The sequence below is a fragment of the Promicromonospora sp. NPDC050262 genome (genome assembly GCF_040655935.1).
Classification (GTDB): Bacteria; Actinomycetota; Actinomycetes; order Actinomycetales; family Cellulomonadaceae; genus Promicromonospora.
In genome coordinates this window covers 86,190-104,900 of the sequence record NZ_JBFAKX010000017.1, presented here as the reverse complement: position 1 = coordinate 104,900, position 18,711 = coordinate 86,190, and the positions used below count along the sequence as shown (strand labels likewise).

Here is an 18,711-nt window from a genome sequence, read left to right as displayed (position 1 = left end):
TGCTGCTTCCCCCAGTGCGACCGACCCGCCCAATGGGCAGACCTCGACCACATCCACCCCTACGACCACACGCTCGACCCCACCACACAACCACCGGGCGTGCCCGGACAGACCCGCGCCACCAACCTCCAACCCCTGTGCCGCGCCCACCACCTCGCCAAGACACACGGCGGCTGGAACGTCACCCGTGACCCCGACACCGGGAACACGACCTGGACCGCACCCACCGGCCACACCCACACCCGACCACCCACCCAGGCAGGGCCCACCAGCACCGACCACGCCGGCACCGGCACCGGCACCGGCATCACCAGCCTCGCCGACGACATCCGACACCGCCTCGGACAGCGAGGCCCGGGCAGCTCGACCGACGATCTCGCCGCCAGCACCCCGCCCGGCGCCGGACCTCATGAGACACCCGCTACCGGTGAACCGCGCCGGCTTCTTCCTGAGGAGCCACCCTTCTGATCGTTCGGGCCGCACCCACCGACCCGTCAGACGCGCCCGTCACCACCCAGCTCTGCGGCGCGGCGCAGCACGAGCTCGGGCACCGGGTCGGCGACGTAGTCCTCGGTGAGGGGCGCCGAGGCGACCCGGCGTACCGGCACGAGCCCGGCCCAGCCGTCGAGCTCGAGGTCGCCAGGTTCGAGCGTGGCCCCGCCCGCGCGCTGCTTCATCGAGGCCTCGGCAAGCGGCAGCGCGATCACCACGGTCGCCGCGAGCTCCTTGCGCGTCGGGGGCCGCAGCGTCGCGGCACGCCCAGGCACCATGTGGTCCACGATCAGGTCGAGCGCCCGGCGGCGCTCCCCCGCGTCGGTCACCCGCCGAGGCCGCCCGATCACCACCGCCGACCGGTAGTTCATCGAGTGGTGGAAGCCCGTGCGTGCCAGGACCAGGCCGTCGAGCTCGGTCACCGTCACGCACACGTCCCGCTCGAGTGCCGGTGCGAGCCAGCCGGCCGCGACGGAGCCGTGCAGGTACAGGGTCCCGCCGTCGTCGGGCCCGGCGGGGTCGACGCCGAAGGCGGTGGGCAGGACCACCGGGTGCGCCCCGGCCACGACCCCCAGGTGTGCGATCAGCGCGTCGGCGAGCAAGGCCATGAGCCGGTCCCGCTCGTCGACCTGGCGGTTGCGGCCGCGGGTCGGCGTCGTCCGGTCCGTGGGCGACAACGAGGCTGAGGACGGGCCAGACGTGGACGAGCCAGGCACGGCAATATCGGATGTGGACGAGCCAGACGTGGACGGGGCGGGTTCGGGGCGACCGGGTGCGGCCGGTCCCGGCGTGAGCTGCTGTGTCGTCATACGGTTAGCCTGACCCCGAAGTGGCTTACCGACACGGGCCATTCCGCCGCCAGTTGAACAAGCCACTCGCCCCACGGACACGGGCCATCGGGCTCCCGCACCGCCCCGAACGACCCGCACCGCCCCGAACGACCCGCACGACCCGCACGACCCGCACCACCCGCACGACCCGCACGACCCGCACGACCCGAGACCACACCACCCCACCCCGACCCGAAAGCCGCACCATGCTCCCCGTCCGACTCGACCGCACCCGCGCCGAGCCGCTCCCCGCCCAGCTCGCCGCTGCCGTCCGTGCCCTCGTGACCGACGGAACGCTCGGCACCGGCGACCGGCTGCCCTCCAGCCGCGCCCTCGCGGCCGACCTGGGGGTGGCGCGCGCCGTCGTCGAGCAGGCGTACGACCAGCTCCTTGCCGAGGCGTGGGTCTCCACCCGCCGCGGCGCCGGCACGTTCGTGGCGTTCGGCGAGACGCTCCCCGCCCCGCCGCAGCCGAACCGACCCGCCACGCGAGCCACCGAGTACACGCACCTGGACGCGGGCACGCCCTGGATCGACCCGCGCCAGCTCGCGGGCTGGCGTCGCGCCTGGCGGGAGGTCTCCGCGACGACGCCGCCGCGGGGCTACCCCGACCCGGCCGGGCTCCCGGAGCTGCGCGAGGCCCTCGCCGAGCGCCTCGCGCGCACCCGCGGCCTGACCGTGGGACCCGATGAGATCCTGCTGACCAGCGGCTCCACGGACGCCCTGCGCCAGCTCCTGGGGGCGCTCGGGCCCGGCGACGTCCTGGTCGAGGACCCCGGCTACCGGGCCGCCGTGGAGACGATCCGGACGTCGGGGCGGGACGTCGTCGACCATCCGGCGCTCGCGCCCGTCACCGACCTGGCCGGGTGCGCCGCCGCCTATGTCACGCCCGCGCACCAGCACCCGCTGGGCCGGGTCATGCCCGCCGCGGACCGGCTCGCACTGCTCGCGGCCGCCCGCGCCGCGAGCGCCGTCGTGGTCGAGGACGACTACGACTCCGAGTTCCGGTACGACGTCGCCCCCGTGCCCGCCCTGGCCGCACTCGACCGGTCGTGCGTGGCCTACGTCGGGACGGCATCCAAGTCGGTCAGCCCCGGCCTGCGGCTGGGGTGGCTCGTCGCGCCGCCCGAGGTCCACGACCGCCTGCTGGACCACCGCGCGATCACCCACGACACCCCGCCATGGCCCAACCAGCGCGCCCTGCTGACCCTGCTGCGCGACGGCTGGGTCGACAAGGTGGTGCGCACCGCGCGCCGCGTCTACGCCGACCGGGCGCCCCGGGTCGCCGCCGCCCTGGAGCCGTACGCCGAGCTCGCCGGGCCGCTGGCCGGGATGTACTCGACCTGGCTGACCAGCCCGGAGGCGGCCGCCGCGGCGCGGGCGTCGGCCCGCGCCGCGGGGTTCGAGGTGCGCCTGCTGGAGCTGTACTGCCGGACCGCCGGCCCGACCGGTCTCGTGCTCGGCTTCGGCGGCGTGACCGACGCCGAGCTCGACCGGGCACTGGAGGCGATCGTCAGCGGCCTGCGCGGCCGCTGACGATCGCCGCTCAGACCAGCGAGTCCTGCCACGCCTCGTGCAGCCGGGCGTACCGCCCGTCGCCCGCGATCAGCTCGGCGGGCGTGCCGTCCTCGACCACCCAGCCGTGCTCCATCACGAGCACCCGGTCGGCGATCGCCACGGTGGACAGCCGGTGGGCGATGATGATCGCGGTCCGGTCGGCCAGCAGGGTCTGCAGACCTCGCTGCACGAGCCGCTCGCCCGGCATGTCGAGCGAGGACGTCGCCTCGTCGAGCACCAGCACCGCCGGGTCCGCGAGGAACGCCCGGGCGAACGACAGGAGCTGCCGCTGCCCGGCCGACACGCGGCCGCCGCGCTTGTTCACGTCGGTGTCGTACCCGTCGGGCATCTCGAGCACGAACTCGTGCGCGCCCACCGCACGGGCCGCGGCCTCGATCTCGGCCTGGCTCGCCCCGGGCCGGCCCAGCGCGATGTTCTCGCGCACGGACCCGCTGAAGAGGTACGCCTCCTGGGTGACCATGACGACGGCGCGCCGCAGGTCGGTCGAGGACAGGTCGCGCACGTCGATGCCGTCCAGCCGCACCGCGCCGGTGGACGCGTCGTAGAACCGCGTCACCAGCTTCGCCACCGTCGACTTCCCGGCGCCGGTGGTACCCACCACGGCCACGGTCTGACCGGCCGGGATCGTGAGGTCCAGGTCCGGCAGCACCACGGGGCCGTCGCCGTACTGGAACCGCACATGGTCCAGCCGCAGCTCGCCGCGGGCCCGCTCGCCGGCGGCCGCCAGCGGCGTCGGGTGGGCGGGCTCGACGACGGTGGGCTCCTCGGCGAGCAGGCCCGACACCTTCTCCAGCGCCGCCGTGGCGGACTGGAAGGAGTTGTAGAACATGCCGAGCTGCTGCACCGGCTGGAAGAACCGCTTGCAGTACAGCAGCACGGCCGCGAGCACGCCCACCTCCATCGCCCCGTCCAGCACACGCCAGCCGCCGACGGCGAGCGCCGCCACGACCGTCATGTTGCCGATGAGGATCAGGCCCGGCTGGAACCGGCCGTTGACGCCGAAGATCTGCAGGTTGGCGTCGCGGTAGTCCTCGCCGAGCTTGCCGTAGTCCGCCTCGGTGGTGGGCTCGCGGCGGAACGCCTGCACCGCGCGCATGCCGGTCATGGTCTCGACGAACTTGACGATGAGCCGGGCGGACGCCGTCCGCTGCTCCCGGTAGTAGCGCTGGGACATGCGCTGGAACCAGCGGGTGAGCAGCCAGGCCGGGACGAACGCGACGGCGAGCACGAGGCCGGACCGCCAGTCGATGAGCAGCAGGCTCATGAAGGTGAACACCATGAGCAGCAGCGAGGAGACGACGCCGGTCAGACCGCCGTCGAGCAGCTCGCGCAGTGCCTCCAGGTCGGAGGTCTGCCGGGAGATGATCCGGCCCGAGGTGTAGGACTCGTGGAACTCGAGCGAGAGCCGCTGGGTCTGGCGGAACACGCGGCGGCGCAGGTCGAGCAGCACGGCCTGCGCGATGCGGGCCGCGGCGCGCACGTAGGCTCCGGCGGCCACGCCGCCCAGCACGGCGGCGACGAGGTACCCGGCGCCGGTGAGCACCAGGGGCGTGACCGAGCCGTCCTGCAGGGCGGGCACCGCCCTGTCGATGGCCACGGCGACGAGCCACGGCCCGGCGACCTGACCGAGCGTGGACGCGACCACGAGCACGGCGGCCCAGGCCAGCGCCCGCTGGTGGGAGCGCAGCAGGTCGCCGAGCAGCTGCATGGAGCGGCGCCGGACGGCCTGGGACGCCTCCTTGCCGAGGCGGGTCTCGTCGTCCGCGGCGGCGTCGGTGGGACGACGGCGGCCCCCTGCTTCCGGGGTGGTCTCCGTGGTCGCGGTCATGACAGCGCCTCCTGGCTCGTGGGCTCGGCGTTCCTCGACTCGGTTCTCCGGGGCTCGGTGCCCTCCGGCTCGTGCGCCTCGTAGTCCTCCTCGAGGCTCGAGATGATGTACCGGTAGTGCGGGTCGCCGGCCAGCAGGTCGTGGTGGGTGCCGACGGCGGTGATGCGCCCGCCCTGCAGCATGGCCACCCGGTCGGCCAGGGCCACCGTCGAGGGGCGGTGCGCGATGATCAGGCTGGTCGTGTCCCGCAGCACGTCCCGCAGGCGGGCGGTGACGGCCTCCTCGGTGGTGACGTCCAGGGCGGACAGCGGGTCGTCGAGCACGAGCACGCGCGGCCGTGCGGCGATGGCGCGGGCCAGGGCGAGGCGCTGGCGCTGGCCGCCGGACAGGGACATGCCCTCCTCGCCGATGCGGGTGCCGACGCCGTCGGGCAGGTCCAGCACGAACTGGGCCTGGGCGACGTCGAGCGCCTGCGTCATGAGCGCCTCGCGCTCCGCCTCCGGCAGGTCGTCGGACACGCCGAGCAGCACGTTGTCCCGGACCGAGGCGGAGAACAGGGTCGGGTCCTCGAAGGCGACGGCGACGCGCTCGCGCACCTGGGCGCGGGTCATGTCGCGCACGTCGACGCCGTCCACCTCGACCACGCCCGCCGTCACGTCGAAGAGCCGGGGCGCGAGCATCGCCAGGGTGGACTTGCCGGAGCCGGTGAGGCCGACCAGAGCGGTGGTGGTGCCGGGCGGCAGCTCCAGGTCGACCTGGTCGAGCACGGGGCGCTCGGCGTCGTCGTACCGGAAGGTGACGTTGCGGAAGGCGACGTGACCGCCCCCACCACCCTGGGCAGGTGTCGGCTCAGCGGGCCGCGTCGGGTCCGTGAGCGGGTTGACGGTCTCGATCACCTCGAAGAACCGGTCGACGGCGGTCCGTGCGTTGAGCGTCATCGACAGCGTCATGCCGAGGTCGACGACCGGGCCGTTGATGACCGCGGTGGTGGTGAAGAACGCGACCAGCGCACCGAGCGTCATGTCGCCCTGGGCCACCAGGTAGACGCCGATCACGAGCGCGACCGCCTGCGTGACCTCGGGGATCACGCGCAGCGCGGTGGTCAGTCCGGCGTCGGTGGTGGCCTTGCGGATCTCGGTCTCGCGCAGCTCGGACGCCTGGTCGGTGAACGAGTCCAGGGCGTCCGGGCCGCGGCCGAACGCTTTGAGCACGCGGATGCCGTGCACGGACTCCTCGACGGTGGTGGCGAGGTCGCCCGACTGGTCCTGCGAGAGCCGCGAGATCTTCCGGTACTTGCGGGAGAACCGGAACGCCAGGATCGTCACCGGGATCGCGCCGCACAGGAAGATGATGCCCAGCCAGCCGCCGGTGGCCACGAGCAGGCCGACGCCGACCACGATGGTCACGAAGCTGACCACGAGCTGCAGGATGCCGAAGACGAGCCAGCGGCGCAGCAGGCCGAGGTCGCCCATGATGCGGCTGAGCAGCTGCCCGCCGGGCCAGCGGTCGTGGAACGCGACCGGGAGGTCCTGCAGGTGCTTGAACAGGGCCATGCGCATCACGGCCTCGACCCGCGTGCCGGGGAACATGACGAGCGTGCGGCGCAGGAGGATCAGGCCGGCCTCGCCCGCGCCGAGCAGGGCGACGAGCACGACGGACCAGGCCAGGCCCGTCCAGTCGTGCTCGCGGGCGCCGGCCGTGAGCGGGCCGTCGGTGACCCACTGCAGCACGCGCGGGATGGCGAGCGCCATGAGGCTGGCGCCGAGCGACGCGACCAGACCGCCCACCAGGCGTGGCAGGGCGGGGCGGACGTAAGGGTAGAGCCGGCGGATCGAGGCGAAGGTGCTGCGCTCGTCGCCGGGCGGGCTGCTGGGATCAGAAGAAGGATCGGATCGATTCGAGCGTTCGTCTGTGGGAGGCATCACAGCCATTATCCCGCCGGGCGCAAGTTGTTAGTTTCGGTAAGCACCTTCTTGTGTTGTGACCTGCACCACAGGAGCGCGGGCAGGGAAGCGGCGTCAGCGCACCCGCACCGAGAGGCACGTGACGCAGCCCTCGAGCTTCTCGAACTCGGTGACGGGCGTGGTGAGCACCGTGAGCCCCCGCCCCCGCAGGAGCTCGGCGGTGGCCGGTGCGGACTCCGACAGCAGCACGGTGGTCTCGTCCAGCACGACGACGGCGGTGCCCTCCGCCTCCGGGACGGCCAGGAACGACTCGAACCGGCTCGGGTCGTCGACCAGCGGCACATGACCGATCACCGTGCCGTCCGGCAGGGCGGTCACGGCGGACTTGAGGTGCAGCGCCCGGGTCACGGGCACCTCGACGACGCGCCAGCCGCGGGGTTCGAGCAGCGCGCGCAGCTGCGCCGCGCCCTCGGCGTTCGTCCGCGCCGTCCGCCCCACGTAGACGGTGCGGCCGACCTTGAGGATGTCGCCGCCCTCCAGGGTGCCGGGCTCGATGATCTCGGCGACCTCGCGGCCCGTCGCCTCGGCCACGGGCCGCATCGACTCGATCTCGCCCCGCCGGGACAGGGCGCCGGGCCGGGTCAGGACCATCAGGTCGTCGAACACCACCACGGTGTCCTCGACGAACACCCCGTCGGGGTGCTCGTCGGCTGCGGGGAGCTCGCGCACCGCCCACCCCAGGTCGCGGAACACGTCCGCGTACCGCGCCCACTGCCGCGCGGCCAGGTCCGCGTCGACGGGAACGCGTTCGAGATGCGTCAGCTCGCCGTCGGCCAGGGCAGGCGACGGCGGGCGGACGAGCAGGGTGCGGTGCAGTTCCTCCGGGGCCGGCCGGGCGGCGGGCTGTGCGGTGACCATCCCGCGACGCTACCGCGTCAGGAACGGCATCGGTCCGGCGGTCCCGGTTCCCGGCGCTATCTCTCCAGGTAGGCCATCCGCGCCGTCTTCGGCCCCTGCGGCGACTCGAACGAGACCACCTCGCCCGCGGTGAACCCCATCACCAGCATGCGGCGCAGGGCCTTGTCGTTGTGCGCGTCCGGCTCCCCCACCAGGCGGCGGGTGCCCGCCCCGGCGAAGAGGAACCCACGCATCGCAGGCCCGAGCACCGACCAGGGGTCGGCTGGCGCCCCGTGCCGGGCCGCCGGGCCGCGGCTGCCCAGGAAGAAGTGCAGCCCGAGGTCGCCCTCCCGCACGTCGTAGGCGGTGCCGATCGGGTCGTGCTCCGGGTGGTAGGCCTGCACGAGCACCACGGGCTCGTCGTCCCACCGCACGAGGTAGGCGTGGTGGGTCTCCAGGGAGTCCACGAACGCGTACGTGTCGCGCACCTCGTCGCGCGTGTGCTCCCCCATCCCCCAGAACGCCGCCCGCGGCCGGGTGAACCACCCGTGCAGCAGGTCGGCGTCGGCCTCCGGGTCCAGCACGTGCACGGTGACGAGACCGTCCTCGCCGAAGTCGCGGCGCCACACCTCGGCGCCGCGGGCGCCGTTCAGCAGCCGCAGGCTGGTGTCCGCCGGGCGCAGCCGGTCCCAGTCGGTGACGACGGCGGAGGTGCGGGCGTCAGCCCAGGTGGCGTGCTGGTCGTCGAAGTGCGGGCTGCCCGGGCGGCCGTCGGCGCCGAACGGCACGCCCCACCGGCTGTTCGCGCGGTCGGACAGGTCCCAGACGTACCGCGCCACCGACGCGCGGTACGCGGTGGGCGCGACCCCGGGCGAGCCGCCCGTGCAGCGCACGGTCTCGTTGTTGCCCGAGACCGGGGCGGGCGTCACGTCGAGCGGGCGGCCGGGCACCGCGGGCGCGACAAGGTCCGGCACCGGGAGCAGCGGTGCGGGCACGTGCAGGTCGCCCCAGGCGGGTTCGGCCGGGCCGACGGCGGCCTGCACGGCGGTCGCCTGCACGACCTCGGCCAGCGCCGCGCTCGCCTCCGCCGCGGCATCGATGCGCAGGCGCCTGCCGTCCGGACCCGCGACGACGAGCCAGTCGGCCGCGAGGATCCGCGACAGCCCGGCCCCGACCGCCGTCGGGACGTCGAAGACGCCGCCGAGCACCGGTGTCAGCGCGGGGTCCTGCCCGTGCGGCTCGTGCAGCGGCGCGAAGACGGGGTGGCTCGCGAGCCGGTGGGCCAGGGCGTCGCGCCAGCGCATGTAGAGGGCGGCGTCGGTGGAGGCGGCGTCCACGTGGGCGCCGTCGGCCACCCAGGCGCGCAGGCGGACGGCGGCCACGGAGGCGTCGTCCGCCAGGTGCGCGACCAGGCCGGGCGCGCCGAGGTCGCGGGTGTCGCCGTGGATCCGGGCCTGCGTGGTGGGCGACTCCGGTGCGGTGGCCGCGGCGAGGAGCTGCCGGATGCGCTCCGCGCGGTGGGGCGCGTAGGACCAGCCGAGGTCGTGCGCCTCCCTGCCCGGACGCAGGTCGCGCGGGCCGGATCCCGGGCGCCCGTCCTGACCGGCGGGCCGCTGGGTGACCGGCCGCTCGTTGGCGTCGACCGCGACCTCGGTCACCCGCGCCGGCGCCGGGAGGTCCACGTAGCCGTCCGCCGGCTTGGCGGTCGGCAGCGCGCGCTCCGGCGCGCCGGCCGGCACGTCCGGGACCTTGCCCGCCGTCAGGCTCAGCACCTCGCCGGTGCTGTCGGCCGTGAGCACCCGGTTGACGGGGTCGACCCACCCGCCGAAGGCCTCGGCGACGTCGCGCGCGGTGCGGGCGTGCAGCAGGGCGCGCCACGCCGCCACGCCGACGTCGGACAGCTCGCGGGCCGGCCAGTGCAGGCGCCAGCCCTCGGGGCGGCCGCTGTCCGCGCCGTCCGAGACGACCTCGACGTGGTGCGCCGCGGCGTTGGTGATGCCCCAGGCCACGGCTGACGACGGTCCCGACGCGTGCCCGAAGTGCGGCACCCCGGGCACGCCCGGGAAGGCGAAGCCGACGACGTCGTAGGGCGCGGCCGGGTCGGTGCACGCGAGCCGCACCTGCTGGTACGGGCCGGGCAGCTCCAGCGTGCGGTGCGGGTCGCCCGCGACCAGCGGGCTGCCCGACTCGGTGAACCGGCCGTGCACCGCCCACGCGTTGGACCCGGAGCCGCCGTCGGCCACGAACAGGCCCAGGACCCGGTCCAGCGGCACGCCCGGGACGTGCAGGTGCCGGGCCACGTGCGCCCGCCACAGGATGCTCGGGAACCCGTTGAACAGGACGTGGCTCGCCAGGAAGACGCCGATCGGGGTCCACGGCGCCCACGGCCGGAACGGCACCCCCGCCAGCTCCGGCACGTCGCGGCCGCCCGCCAGCAGCCCGGCGCTGACGCCGTCCGCGTACGCGGCCAGCCACTCGCGCTCGGGCCGGGCCAGGGAGTCGTGGATCGTGCGGGCCGTGGCGGCAAGCCGCTCCCGCGCGGCGAACCGGTCCCACGCCTCCCCCGCCGCGCCGGCGAGCTCGCCGTACCGTTCCTCCGCCCGCATCCGGTCCGCCTCGACCTGCAGCCCGCGGTCCTGGGCGGTCACCCAGCCCTGGCCGTAGGCCAGGGCCGTCTCGGTCGCGGCCCGCACGTGCGGGATGCCGAGGTCGTCACGAAACAGGTCGAAGTCCACGTTCCCTATCATCTCTCCGGGTTCATCTCTCTGGGGTCATCTCTCTGGGCGCCGCACGGGGTTCGCGAGCGTTCCCGCGTAGATCAGCGACTCGGACTGGTTGGTCAGGTCCACCATCTGCAGGGTGTTGCGCAGCTGCAGCCGGTTGAGGCACGAGTGCGCGAACCGCGCGGCCCGCAGGTCGATCCCCGTCCTGGCCCGCACGTCGGGGTGCTCGGCCGCGTGCCGGTCGATCGTCTCGGCCACCAGGGCCCAGAACCGGTCCTCGCCCAGCACGCCGTCCTCGGCGAGGATGCCCGCCAGGTGCCGCAGCACGCCGTCGAACACGTCGGTGAAGATCGCGAGCGCCTTCTCGTCGTCGTCCACGGCGGCCCGGATGCGCTCGACGCCGTCCGGCAGGGGGCCCTGGCCCAGCAGGGCGACCTCCTCGCCGATGTCCTTCATGATGGCGCGCTGCACCACGCCGTCGCGCAGCACCAGGATGAGGTTCTCGCCGTGCGGCATGAACGCGAGCTCGTAGGTCAGCAGGCAGTGCACCAGCGGGTAGACGTAGGCGTCGAGGTAGGCGCGCAGCCACTGCTCGGGCGCGACGCCGGACTCGCGGACCAGGCCCGTGGCGAACGACGCCCCGCTCGCGTCGCGGTGCAGCAGGCTCGCCATGGTCACCAGGCGCTCGCCGTCCGCCAGCCGCGGCACGGGCGACTCGCGCCACAGGGCGGCGAGCATCTTGCGGTGCGGGTTGGGCTGGGGCGTGCGGTGGTAGACGTCGCCCGTGTACCCGACGGAGGCCAGCTCGCGCAGGACGCCGAACCCGGCGCGGCGCAGGGTCTCGTCGCCGCCCACCAGGTCCGCGACCCAGTCGTTGATCGCCGGGGTGGCGCGCATGTAGGCCGGGGACAGACCGCGCAGGAACCCCATGTTCTGGATCGCGAGCGCCACCTTGACGTAGTGCCGCTGCGGGCGGGTGCGGTTGAACATGGTGCGGATCGACTGCTGGGCCTGGTACTCGTCCGAGCCGGGGCCGAGCGGCACCAAGTCGCCGCGCGCGACGTCCGCCGCGAAGGTGACGGCCACGCGGTGCTCCCACTGCCAGGGGTGCACGGGCAGGTAGAGGTAGTCGGCGGGGTCGAGGCCACGGGCGGCGAGGCGGTCGGCGAAGGCGGCGCGCTCGGCGTCGGACAGCTCGCCCGGGGTGCCGGGGCTGCCGTAGTGGCCCGCCTCGGTCTGGTCGGCCGCGAGCGCGAGGTGGGTGTGCTCCCGGCGCGCGGCGAGCCACAGCATGCGCAGCCGCTCCCCGCGCTCGGGCGCGTAGGCGCGGTAGTCCCGCAGGGAGAAGCCGATGCGGCCGTTGTTCGCGACGAAGCTGGGGTGCCCCTCGGACATCGCGGCCTCGACCTGCTGGAACGCCTCGGCGGTGGCGTGCGCGCCGGACGCCGTCCGGGCCGCGTCCAGCAGCCCGCGCACCGAGGGCGTGGTGCCGTCGAGCTCGCGCTCCCGCTTCGCGGCCGCGCTGGCCAGGGTGGCGGACAGCTCCTCGAGGTAGGTCGCGAGCAGGGCGTCGGGCACCTGGAGCAGCGGCTGCAGCTCCGCGATCAGCTCCAGCGCGTCCACGGGCAGGACGACGGCGCCGCGCACCCCGGCGTCGGCCGTGCGGCGGATGGACGCCGGGTCGATGACCCAGTGCTCCAGGGCGTAGCGGCGGGCGGTGAACCGGTAGGTGACGCCGTCGAGATCGAGGCGGTAGGCGCCGTCGGCGCTGTTCCCGTCCGCGCTGTTCCCGTCCGTGCTGTCGTCCGGGGCGTCGTCGGGCTCCGGCGCGAAGAGCCGCTCGTGGGCGAGCTCCGCCAGGGCCTTGGCCGCCAGGTGCCGGTGGGCGTGCTCCATGAGCGGTGCGCTCAGGTGTGTGGCGATCATCGGGTCGGGCCGGTGGGTCGCGGGGTCGCCGTCGGGCGCGAACCCGTCGCCCAGTGCGGACGCCGCGAAGTCGGCGCGGGTCGCGACGCTCAGGGCGGCGCGCTTGGCGTGCGCGCCGCGGCCGAGGTCCACCTCGCGCAGCACACGGAACCCGGCGGCGGCGTTCTTGGCGGCGATCTTCCGGTTGCCGACGTCGGGCTCGACGACGACACGGACGGCGCCCCGGCCGGTTCCTGCCCCCGCGCCCGTAGCCGACAGGCAGAACCGCATGACCGCCGTCATCACGGCGTCGGTCAGCCCGTGCCGCGGGGTCGCGGGCGGGGCGACCAGCAGGTGCATGCCGAGGTCGCCCGGCTGGGTGTCGTGGACGCCGTCGAGCAGCACGCGCGGGTCGTACGTCTCGGTGAGGAACACCGGCTCGCCGTCGAGGCGGCCGAGCCAGGCGTCCTCGCCGGGCCGGCCCTGGATGCCGGCCAGGTACTCGCGCACGTCGTCGACGTGCAGCTCGCTCATCTGCCAGAACGACGACGCCGGGTGCGCCAGCCAGCGCTGCACCAGCTCGGCGTCGCGCACCGGGTCGACGGGTTCGAGCGTCACCTCGCCGAGGCGGGTCGGGGTCGCGAACGTGTGGACCGTCGTCGGGGCGCTCACCGGGCGGCCTCCATCTCGTTGTCGGTCGGGTGCTCGGCCGGTCGCGTACTGCCCCGTCCCGGCCCGTCCCCACCGTCGGGCAGGCCGAACTGCTGGAAGGCGATGCGGCGCTCGATCGGGTACGGCTCGCGGCCCGTGACGTTCGCGAGGATCACGGAGTTGCGCCAGGCGCCGAACCCGAGGTCGGGCGCCGTCACACCATGGGTGTGCTCCTCGCCGTTGACCACGTGGATCCGCCCGTCGTCGTCCACGGTGTAGTCGCGGCGCACTGCGTAACGGCCGCGGGCGTCGAGGTTGACCAGGCCGGGGGCCAGGAACGCGGGTACGGAGGCGGCATAGCCCGTGGCGGCGACGATCGCGCGGGTGCGGTGCTCCGCCGTCGTGCCGAGCTGGGCGTGGCGCAGGGTCAGCACGTACTCGCCCGCCCCGTCCGCACCGTCAGGGTCCGCACCGTCAGGGTCCGAGCCAGCAGGGTCCGAGCCAGCAGGGTCGAACCGCGCCGCGACCACCTCCGTGTTGGACAGCAGCGTGGTCGGCACCTCCGCGCCCAGGGCCGACTTGCGGTACAGGGTGTCGTAGATGTCGTCGATCAGGTCGCCGCTGATCCCCTTGTAGAGGTTGCGCTGCTCGCGCCCCAGCACGTCGCGCTGCTCGATCGGGAGCGACACGTAGTGGTCGGTGTACTCGGGCGACGTCATCTCGAGCGTCAGCTTCGTGTACTCCATGGGGAAGAACCGCGGCGAGCGGGTCACCCAGTCCACCCGGTGCTCCCCCGGCCCGGTGCCGCAGCCCTCCAGCAGGTCGCGGTACACCTCCGCCGCGGACTGTCCGCTGCCGACCACCGTGACCGAGCCTGCCGCGGCGAGCTCCGCGCGGCGCGGCAGGTAGTCGCTGGTGTGCACCACGGGGCCGGCCGCGCCGCCGGGACCGTCCTCCAGGGCAGCAAGGAAGGCGGGTAGCCGCGGCTGGGTGCCGGTGCCCAGCACGAGGTGCTTGGCACAGTATTTCTCGACGCCGTGGGCTGTCTCGGCGGTCACCTCGAACAGGTAGCCGCCCTCGCCGGACGACGGCGCCGGGTCCGCCACCCGGACGACGGCGGTGACTCGCCGCCCCCAGCGCAGCGTCGGGAGCTGCTCGGCCACCCAGCGGCAGTACTGGTCGTACTCGGCGCGCAGCGGGTAGAACGACTCGCGGATGTAGAACGGGTACAGCCGCCCCGTCGTCTTGAGCCATGCCAGGAACGAGTAGGGCGACGTCGGGTCGGCCATCGTCACCAGGTCGGCCAGGAACGGGACCTGCAGCGTGGTGCCCTCGATGAGCATGCCCGCGTGCCAGGAGAAGCCGTCGCGCTGGTCCAGGAAGACGGCGTCGACGTCGTCCAGGGGCTGGGCGAGCGCCGCGAGGCCCAGGTCGAACGGGCCGATGCCGATGCCGAGCAGGTCGTGGACCTTCATCTGTCGGGTACCCGTTTGGTCGGTGCTCATCGCGTCTCCCCCTCGCCGCGCTCCAGCCGCGGGTGCACGTCCCGGCACGGCGGCTCCTCCGTGTCCGCGAGCGCCTCGCCTGCGAGCAGCCCGTGGGCGGCGGAGCGGACCAGCTCCAGCACACCGCGGATGTCGGCGAGCGTGGCGTCGGGGTTGAGCAGGGTGAGCTTGAGGCAGGGGCGGCCGTCGATGACGGTCTTGGCGACCAGGGTGCGGCCCGAGTCGAACAGGACGCGCCGCACCTGGGGCACGAGCGCGTCGGCGCGCTCGGGGTCGAGACCCTCGGGCTCGTAGCGGAACAGGACCGTGGACAGGTCGGTGGTCCCCACGAGGCGGAAGTCGGTGTCGTCGGCGAGGTCCTGGTGCACGGCGGCGGCGAGGTCGCAGACGGCGTCCACCATCGCGCCGACGCCGTCCGCCCCGAGCGCGCGCAGCGTGACCCAGAGCTTGAGGGCGTCGAAGCGGCGCGTGGTCTGCAGGGACTTGTCGACCTGGTTCGGCTCCGCGTTCTCCTGGGGGTTGAGGTAGTCGGCGTGCCATGCCACGGGGGCGAGGTCGGGCCGCTCGCGCACGATGAGCGCGCTGGACGAGACGGGCTGGAAGAACGACTTGTGGAAGTCGACGGTGACGCTGCGGGCCCGCTCGATGCCGTCGAGCAGGTGCCGGCGCGTCGGGCTGACCAGCAGGCCGCAGCCGTAGGCGGCGTCGACGTGCAGCCAGGTGCCGACGGCGTCGCACAGGTCGGCGATGGGGACCAGGGGGTCGATACGGCCGCGGTCGGTGGTACCGGCGGTCGCGACGACGGCGACCACCGTGTCGCCCGTGCGCTCGATGTCGACGAGGGTCTGGCCGAGGGCGTCCGGGCTCATCCGGCCGTCGGCGTCGGTGCCCACCTCGACCACGGCGTCGTGCGGCAGGCCCAGCAGGAGGGCGGACTTGGCGACGCTGAAGTGGCTCGCCGCCGTGGCGAGGATCCGCATGGACTCCAGGCGGACGCCGTCGCGGCGGGCGCGCTCCCGGGCCAGGAACAGCGCCTGGAAGTTGGACTGGGTGCCGCCCGAGGTGAAGATGCCGTCGGCGCCCTGGTGCACCTCCGCGCCGTCGCCGCCGATCTCGCCGTCGACCGGGAAGCCGATCCGGCCCGCCGTCCACTCGACCAGGCGCCGCTCCATGAGCGTGGCGACCGTGGACTGGTCGTAGGTGTCGACCGAGGTGTTGATCGCGGCGAGCATCGTCTCCGCGCCCACGGCGGGCAGCGCGACCGGGCAGTTCAGGTGCGCGGCGTAGGTGGGTTCGTGGAACCAGATCGCATGCTTCGCGTACAGGTCCGCGGCCTCGCGCAGCGCCGCCCGCGTGCCCGACGGCGGGCCGTCCAGGTCGACGGCGTCCACGAGACCCTGCAGCTCGGAGCGGCTGGCGCCCGAGAACGGCTGGGTGACGGAGGTGAGCCGTGCTGCGATGTCGTCGGCGACCGCGCGGACGGTGTCCGCATAGGTGCTCGCGGTGGCCCCGCGCAACAGCGCGGTCGTGTCGTGGCTCGAACCCGAGGGTGCGGTGGGCACTGGCTGCGTCACTGCGGGCAGGTGTGAGGGCATGCGGAAGGCTCCTCGTGCAGGCGAAAGGAACGCCGCCCGGACCGGACGGCGTGGTGGTGCGACTTAGGTTTGCCTGACCTAACTTAATCCTTCGGACACCCGCGTCAAGCCATGGCCGCAACCCGGGACGTGGCGCCCGTCACTCTGCCGGCGGCACGACCGCAACCGGGCAGGGCGCGTGGTAGATCAGGGCCTGGCTGGTGGATCCCAGCAGCAGGCCGCGAAAGCCCCCGCGCCCGCGGGAGCCCACCACCACGAGCCGGGCGCCCTCGGCCCGGTCGAGGAGGGCTGCGGTCGGGCCGTCCGGGGCCACGACCCGCTCGACGCGCACCTCCGGGTGGTCCGCCCTGGCGTCGGCCAGCCAGCGCTCCAGGGCCTCGGCGCCGTGCTCCTGCACGCGCTGGTCCTGCACCCCGTGCCGGGCCGCGGCCGACGCGTCCCGCCACGCGTGCACCGCGACGAGGGGCGCGTCGCGGAGGGCGGCTGCGTCGAAGGCGAAGCGGATCGCCGCCTGGCTCGTGGGCGAACCGTCGACGCCGACCACCACCGGGCCCTCCTGGGCGGGTGTGCCGCGCACCACCACGACCGGGCAGTGCCCGTGCGTGGCCACGGCCACCGCGATCGAGCCCACCAGCAGCCCGGTGAACCCGCCGAGCCCGCGCGAGCCGAGCACCACCAGGCCCGCAGCCGCCGACCTGCCCACGAGCTGGCCTGCCACCGAGCCGCTGGCCAGCCTCGTGCCGGCCGGGACGTCGGGCGCCTCCTGCGCGGCCGCCGCGGCGGCGTCGGCGAGCCACTGGCGTCCCTGCTCGATCAGCCCGTCCTCGTACGGCCCGAGCGTCGCGGCGTGCGGGACGCCCGGGGGCACCGGCGTCCACACGCTGACGAGGACCAGCGGCGCACCACGCCGGGCGGCCTCGCGCGCCGCCCACCGCACGGCCCGTGTCGCCGAGTCCGAGCCGTCCACGCCCACCAGGACCGGTAGGTCTCGCGTATCGCTCACCAGCCCATCGTGACACCGGATCACGGGACCGGCCGGACCGAGGCGATGGATGATCTATCTATGAGCCGCATTCTCGTGACGGGTTCCGCCGACGGCCTGGGCCGCCTCGCGGCCGACGCTCTCCTGGCCCAGGGCCACGACGTGGTCGTGCACGCCCGGAACCCCGGCCGCGCCGAGACCCTGCGGCCGCTGGTCGACCGCGGCGCCCGGCTGGTGGTCGGCGACCTCGCCGAGCGCGACGACGTCTGCGGCCTCGCCGGTGCGCTGGCCGACGACGCCCCGCTGGACGCGGTGATCCACAACGCCGGCGTGTGGAGCGGACGGGCCGTCATGCCGGTCAACGTCGTCGCCCCGTACCTGCTCACGGCCCTGCTGCCCCGGCCTCGCCGCCTGGTCTACCTGAGCAGCGGCTCGCACTACAGCGGCCGCCCGGTGCTCGACGGCGTCGACTGGCAGGGGCGGACGCCGGGCTCGTACGGCGACAGCAAGCTCTTCGTCACGGCCCTCGTGGCCGCCGTCGCCCGCCTGCGCCCCGGGGTGCTGAGCAACGCCGTCGACCCCGGGTGGGTGCCCACCCGGATGGGCGGGGCCGGCGCCCCGGACGACCTGGAGCTGGGGCACCGCACCCAGGAGTGGCTCGTCACCAGCGACGACCCGGAGGCGCTGACGACCGGCGGCTACTGGTACCACCAGGAACGGCAGCAGCCGCACGGCGCGGCCCTCGACGTGGCGTTCCAGGACCGGCTCCTGGCGGCGCTGGCGCAGGAGACCGGCACCCCGCTCTGAGCCGACCCGCGGGGCGGCGGGACAGCCGGGCTACGGCGCCGCCGTCGGCCGCGGCTCCGCGGCGGACCAGGACGCGAGCAGACGCAGGCCCTCGGCCGACGGCGATCCGGGCTCGGCGCTGTAGACGAGCATCACCTGGCCCGGCTCGGCCGTGAGGGCGAGCTCCTCGTAGACCAGGGTCAGGTCGCCGACGACGGGGTGCCGGAACCGCTTGGTGCCGGCGCCGTGCGTGCGCACGTCGTGCTCGGCCCACAGCGTGCGGAACGTCTCGCTGCGCGTCGAGAGCTCGCCGACGAGGTCCTGGATGCCCTTGTCGTGCGGGTCGCGGCCGGCCTCGGCGCGGATGATCGCCACGCACATCCCGGCGAAGAGGTCCCAGTCCGGGTAGAACTCGCGGGACGCGGGGTCCAGGAACTGGAAGCGCGCGAAGTTCGGCGTCCGGCCGCCGTCCCCGATCAGGGGCGAGTAAAAGGCGCGCCCGAGGGCGTTGACCGCGACGAGGTCCTGCCGCTGGTCGCGGACGACCGCGACGGAGTCCGTGATGGAGTCGAGCGTCCACTGCAGGCTCGGCCGGGGCGCTCCGGGGCGGGAGGCCCGACGGCGGCCGCGCCCCGAGGACGGGATGCCGTCGGCCGCACGGGCGAGGTCGAGCAGGTGGGCGTGCTCGGCGTCGTCGAGGCGCAGGGCGCGGGACAAGGAGTCCAGGACCGCCGCCGACGCGCCGCCCAGCGCGCCGCGCTCCAGCTTCGCGTAGTACTCGACGCTGACGCCGGCGAGCCCGGCGACCTCGCCGCGGCGCAGGCCCGCCACCCGGCGGTGCGTGCCCGCGGGCAGCCCCGCCTCCTGGGGCGTGAGCCGGGCGCGACGGGTCATGAGGAACTCACGGACCTCTGCTCGGTTGTCCATGCCTCCAGGCTAGGTCGGACGCCCGGGGCGCGGGGTGCCCTGTCGGTACACCCCACGCCAGGGACTCCCTCTCCCCCGCACCACCGCCAAGACTGAACAGGACACCGCA

At 74.5% G+C, this 18,711-nt stretch carries 13 protein-coding genes; 3 read left to right on the top strand and 10 right to left on the bottom strand.

Annotated features, from left to right (window positions below):
• On the top strand, positions 1-468 hold a 468-nt coding region (locus tag AB0I29_RS22320), incomplete at its 5' end, for an HNH endonuclease signature motif containing protein (RefSeq protein ID WP_357485912.1).
• Positions 469-494: 26 nt separating this feature from the next.
• On the opposite strand, the gene AB0I29_RS22315 is transcribed toward AB0I29_RS22320, so the two are convergent.
• Positions 495-1,169 (bottom strand): pyridoxamine 5'-phosphate oxidase family protein, encoded by a 675-nt coding sequence (locus AB0I29_RS22315; RefSeq protein ID WP_357485910.1) that lies wholly within the window; start codon positions 1,167-1,169, stop codon positions 495-497.
• Between the two features lie 359 nt (positions 1,170-1,528).
• On the opposite strand from AB0I29_RS22315, the gene AB0I29_RS22310 reads away from it, so the two are divergent.
• Positions 1,529-2,857 carry a PLP-dependent aminotransferase family protein gene (locus AB0I29_RS22310; RefSeq protein WP_357485908.1) on the top strand — a complete coding sequence of 443 codons (1,329 nt, stop codon included), beginning with the start codon at positions 1,529-1,531 and terminating at the stop codon, positions 2,855-2,857.
• Positions 2,858-2,867: 10 nt separating this feature from the next.
• Here AB0I29_RS22310 and AB0I29_RS22305 read toward each other — a convergent pair whose 3' ends face one another.
• The 8 genes from AB0I29_RS22305 to AB0I29_RS22270 form a co-directional block, all read right to left on the bottom strand.
• Positions 2,868-4,727 (bottom strand): ABC transporter ATP-binding protein, encoded by a 1,860-nt coding sequence (locus AB0I29_RS22305; RefSeq protein ID WP_357485906.1) that lies wholly within the window; start codon positions 4,725-4,727, stop codon positions 2,868-2,870.
• Positions 4,724-6,649 carry an ABC transporter ATP-binding protein gene (locus AB0I29_RS22300; RefSeq protein WP_357485904.1) on the bottom strand — a complete coding sequence of 642 codons (1,926 nt, stop codon included), beginning with the start codon at positions 6,647-6,649 and terminating at the stop codon, positions 4,724-4,726. Before AB0I29_RS22300 ends, AB0I29_RS22305 begins: the two co-directional genes overlap by 4 nt.
• Before the next feature lie 96 nt (positions 6,650-6,745).
• A complete protein-coding gene (gene ddaH, locus AB0I29_RS22295) occupies positions 6,746-7,549 on the bottom strand; it encodes a dimethylargininase (protein ID WP_357485902.1) in 804 nt (267 codons plus the stop codon).
• Positions 7,550-7,605: 56 nt separating this feature from the next.
• A complete protein-coding gene (locus AB0I29_RS22290; protein ID WP_357485899.1) occupies positions 7,606-10,263 on the bottom strand; it encodes a GNAT family N-acetyltransferase in 2,658 nt (885 codons plus the stop codon).
• A gap of 36 nt (positions 10,264-10,299) precedes the next feature.
• Entirely contained in the window at positions 10,300-12,828 is a 2,529-nt protein-coding gene (locus tag AB0I29_RS22285; RefSeq protein ID WP_357485897.1) for a GNAT family N-acetyltransferase, read from the bottom strand.
• Complete coding sequence (locus AB0I29_RS22280) at positions 12,825-14,312, bottom strand: SidA/IucD/PvdA family monooxygenase (RefSeq protein ID WP_357485894.1); 1,488 nt, start codon at positions 14,310-14,312, stop codon at positions 12,825-12,827. The genes AB0I29_RS22285 and AB0I29_RS22280 overlap by 4 nt, the downstream gene beginning before the upstream one ends.
• Positions 14,309-15,907 (bottom strand): pyridoxal-dependent decarboxylase, encoded by a 1,599-nt coding sequence (locus AB0I29_RS22275; protein ID WP_357485892.1) that lies wholly within the window; start codon positions 15,905-15,907, stop codon positions 14,309-14,311. Before AB0I29_RS22275 ends, AB0I29_RS22280 begins: the two co-directional genes overlap by 4 nt.
• Before the next feature lie 139 nt (positions 15,908-16,046).
• The gene (locus tag AB0I29_RS22270; RefSeq protein ID WP_357485891.1) at positions 16,047-16,910 is read right to left on the bottom strand and encodes a universal stress protein; all 864 of its coding nucleotides are present in this window, start codon (positions 16,908-16,910) and stop codon (positions 16,047-16,049) included.
• A 60-nt stretch (positions 16,911-16,970) separates the two neighbouring features.
• Between AB0I29_RS22270 and AB0I29_RS22265 the strand changes: the two genes are divergently transcribed.
• On the top strand, positions 16,971-17,696 hold the full coding sequence (locus AB0I29_RS22265) for an SDR family NAD(P)-dependent oxidoreductase (RefSeq protein WP_357485890.1): 726 nt from the start codon (positions 16,971-16,973) through the stop codon (positions 17,694-17,696).
• Between the two features lie 30 nt (positions 17,697-17,726).
• Here AB0I29_RS22265 and AB0I29_RS22260 read toward each other — a convergent pair whose 3' ends face one another.
• Positions 17,727-18,602 carry a helix-turn-helix transcriptional regulator gene (locus tag AB0I29_RS22260; protein WP_357485889.1) on the bottom strand — a complete coding sequence of 292 codons (876 nt, stop codon included), beginning with the start codon at positions 18,600-18,602 and terminating at the stop codon, positions 17,727-17,729.
• Positions 18,603-18,711: the final 109 nt, after the last annotated feature.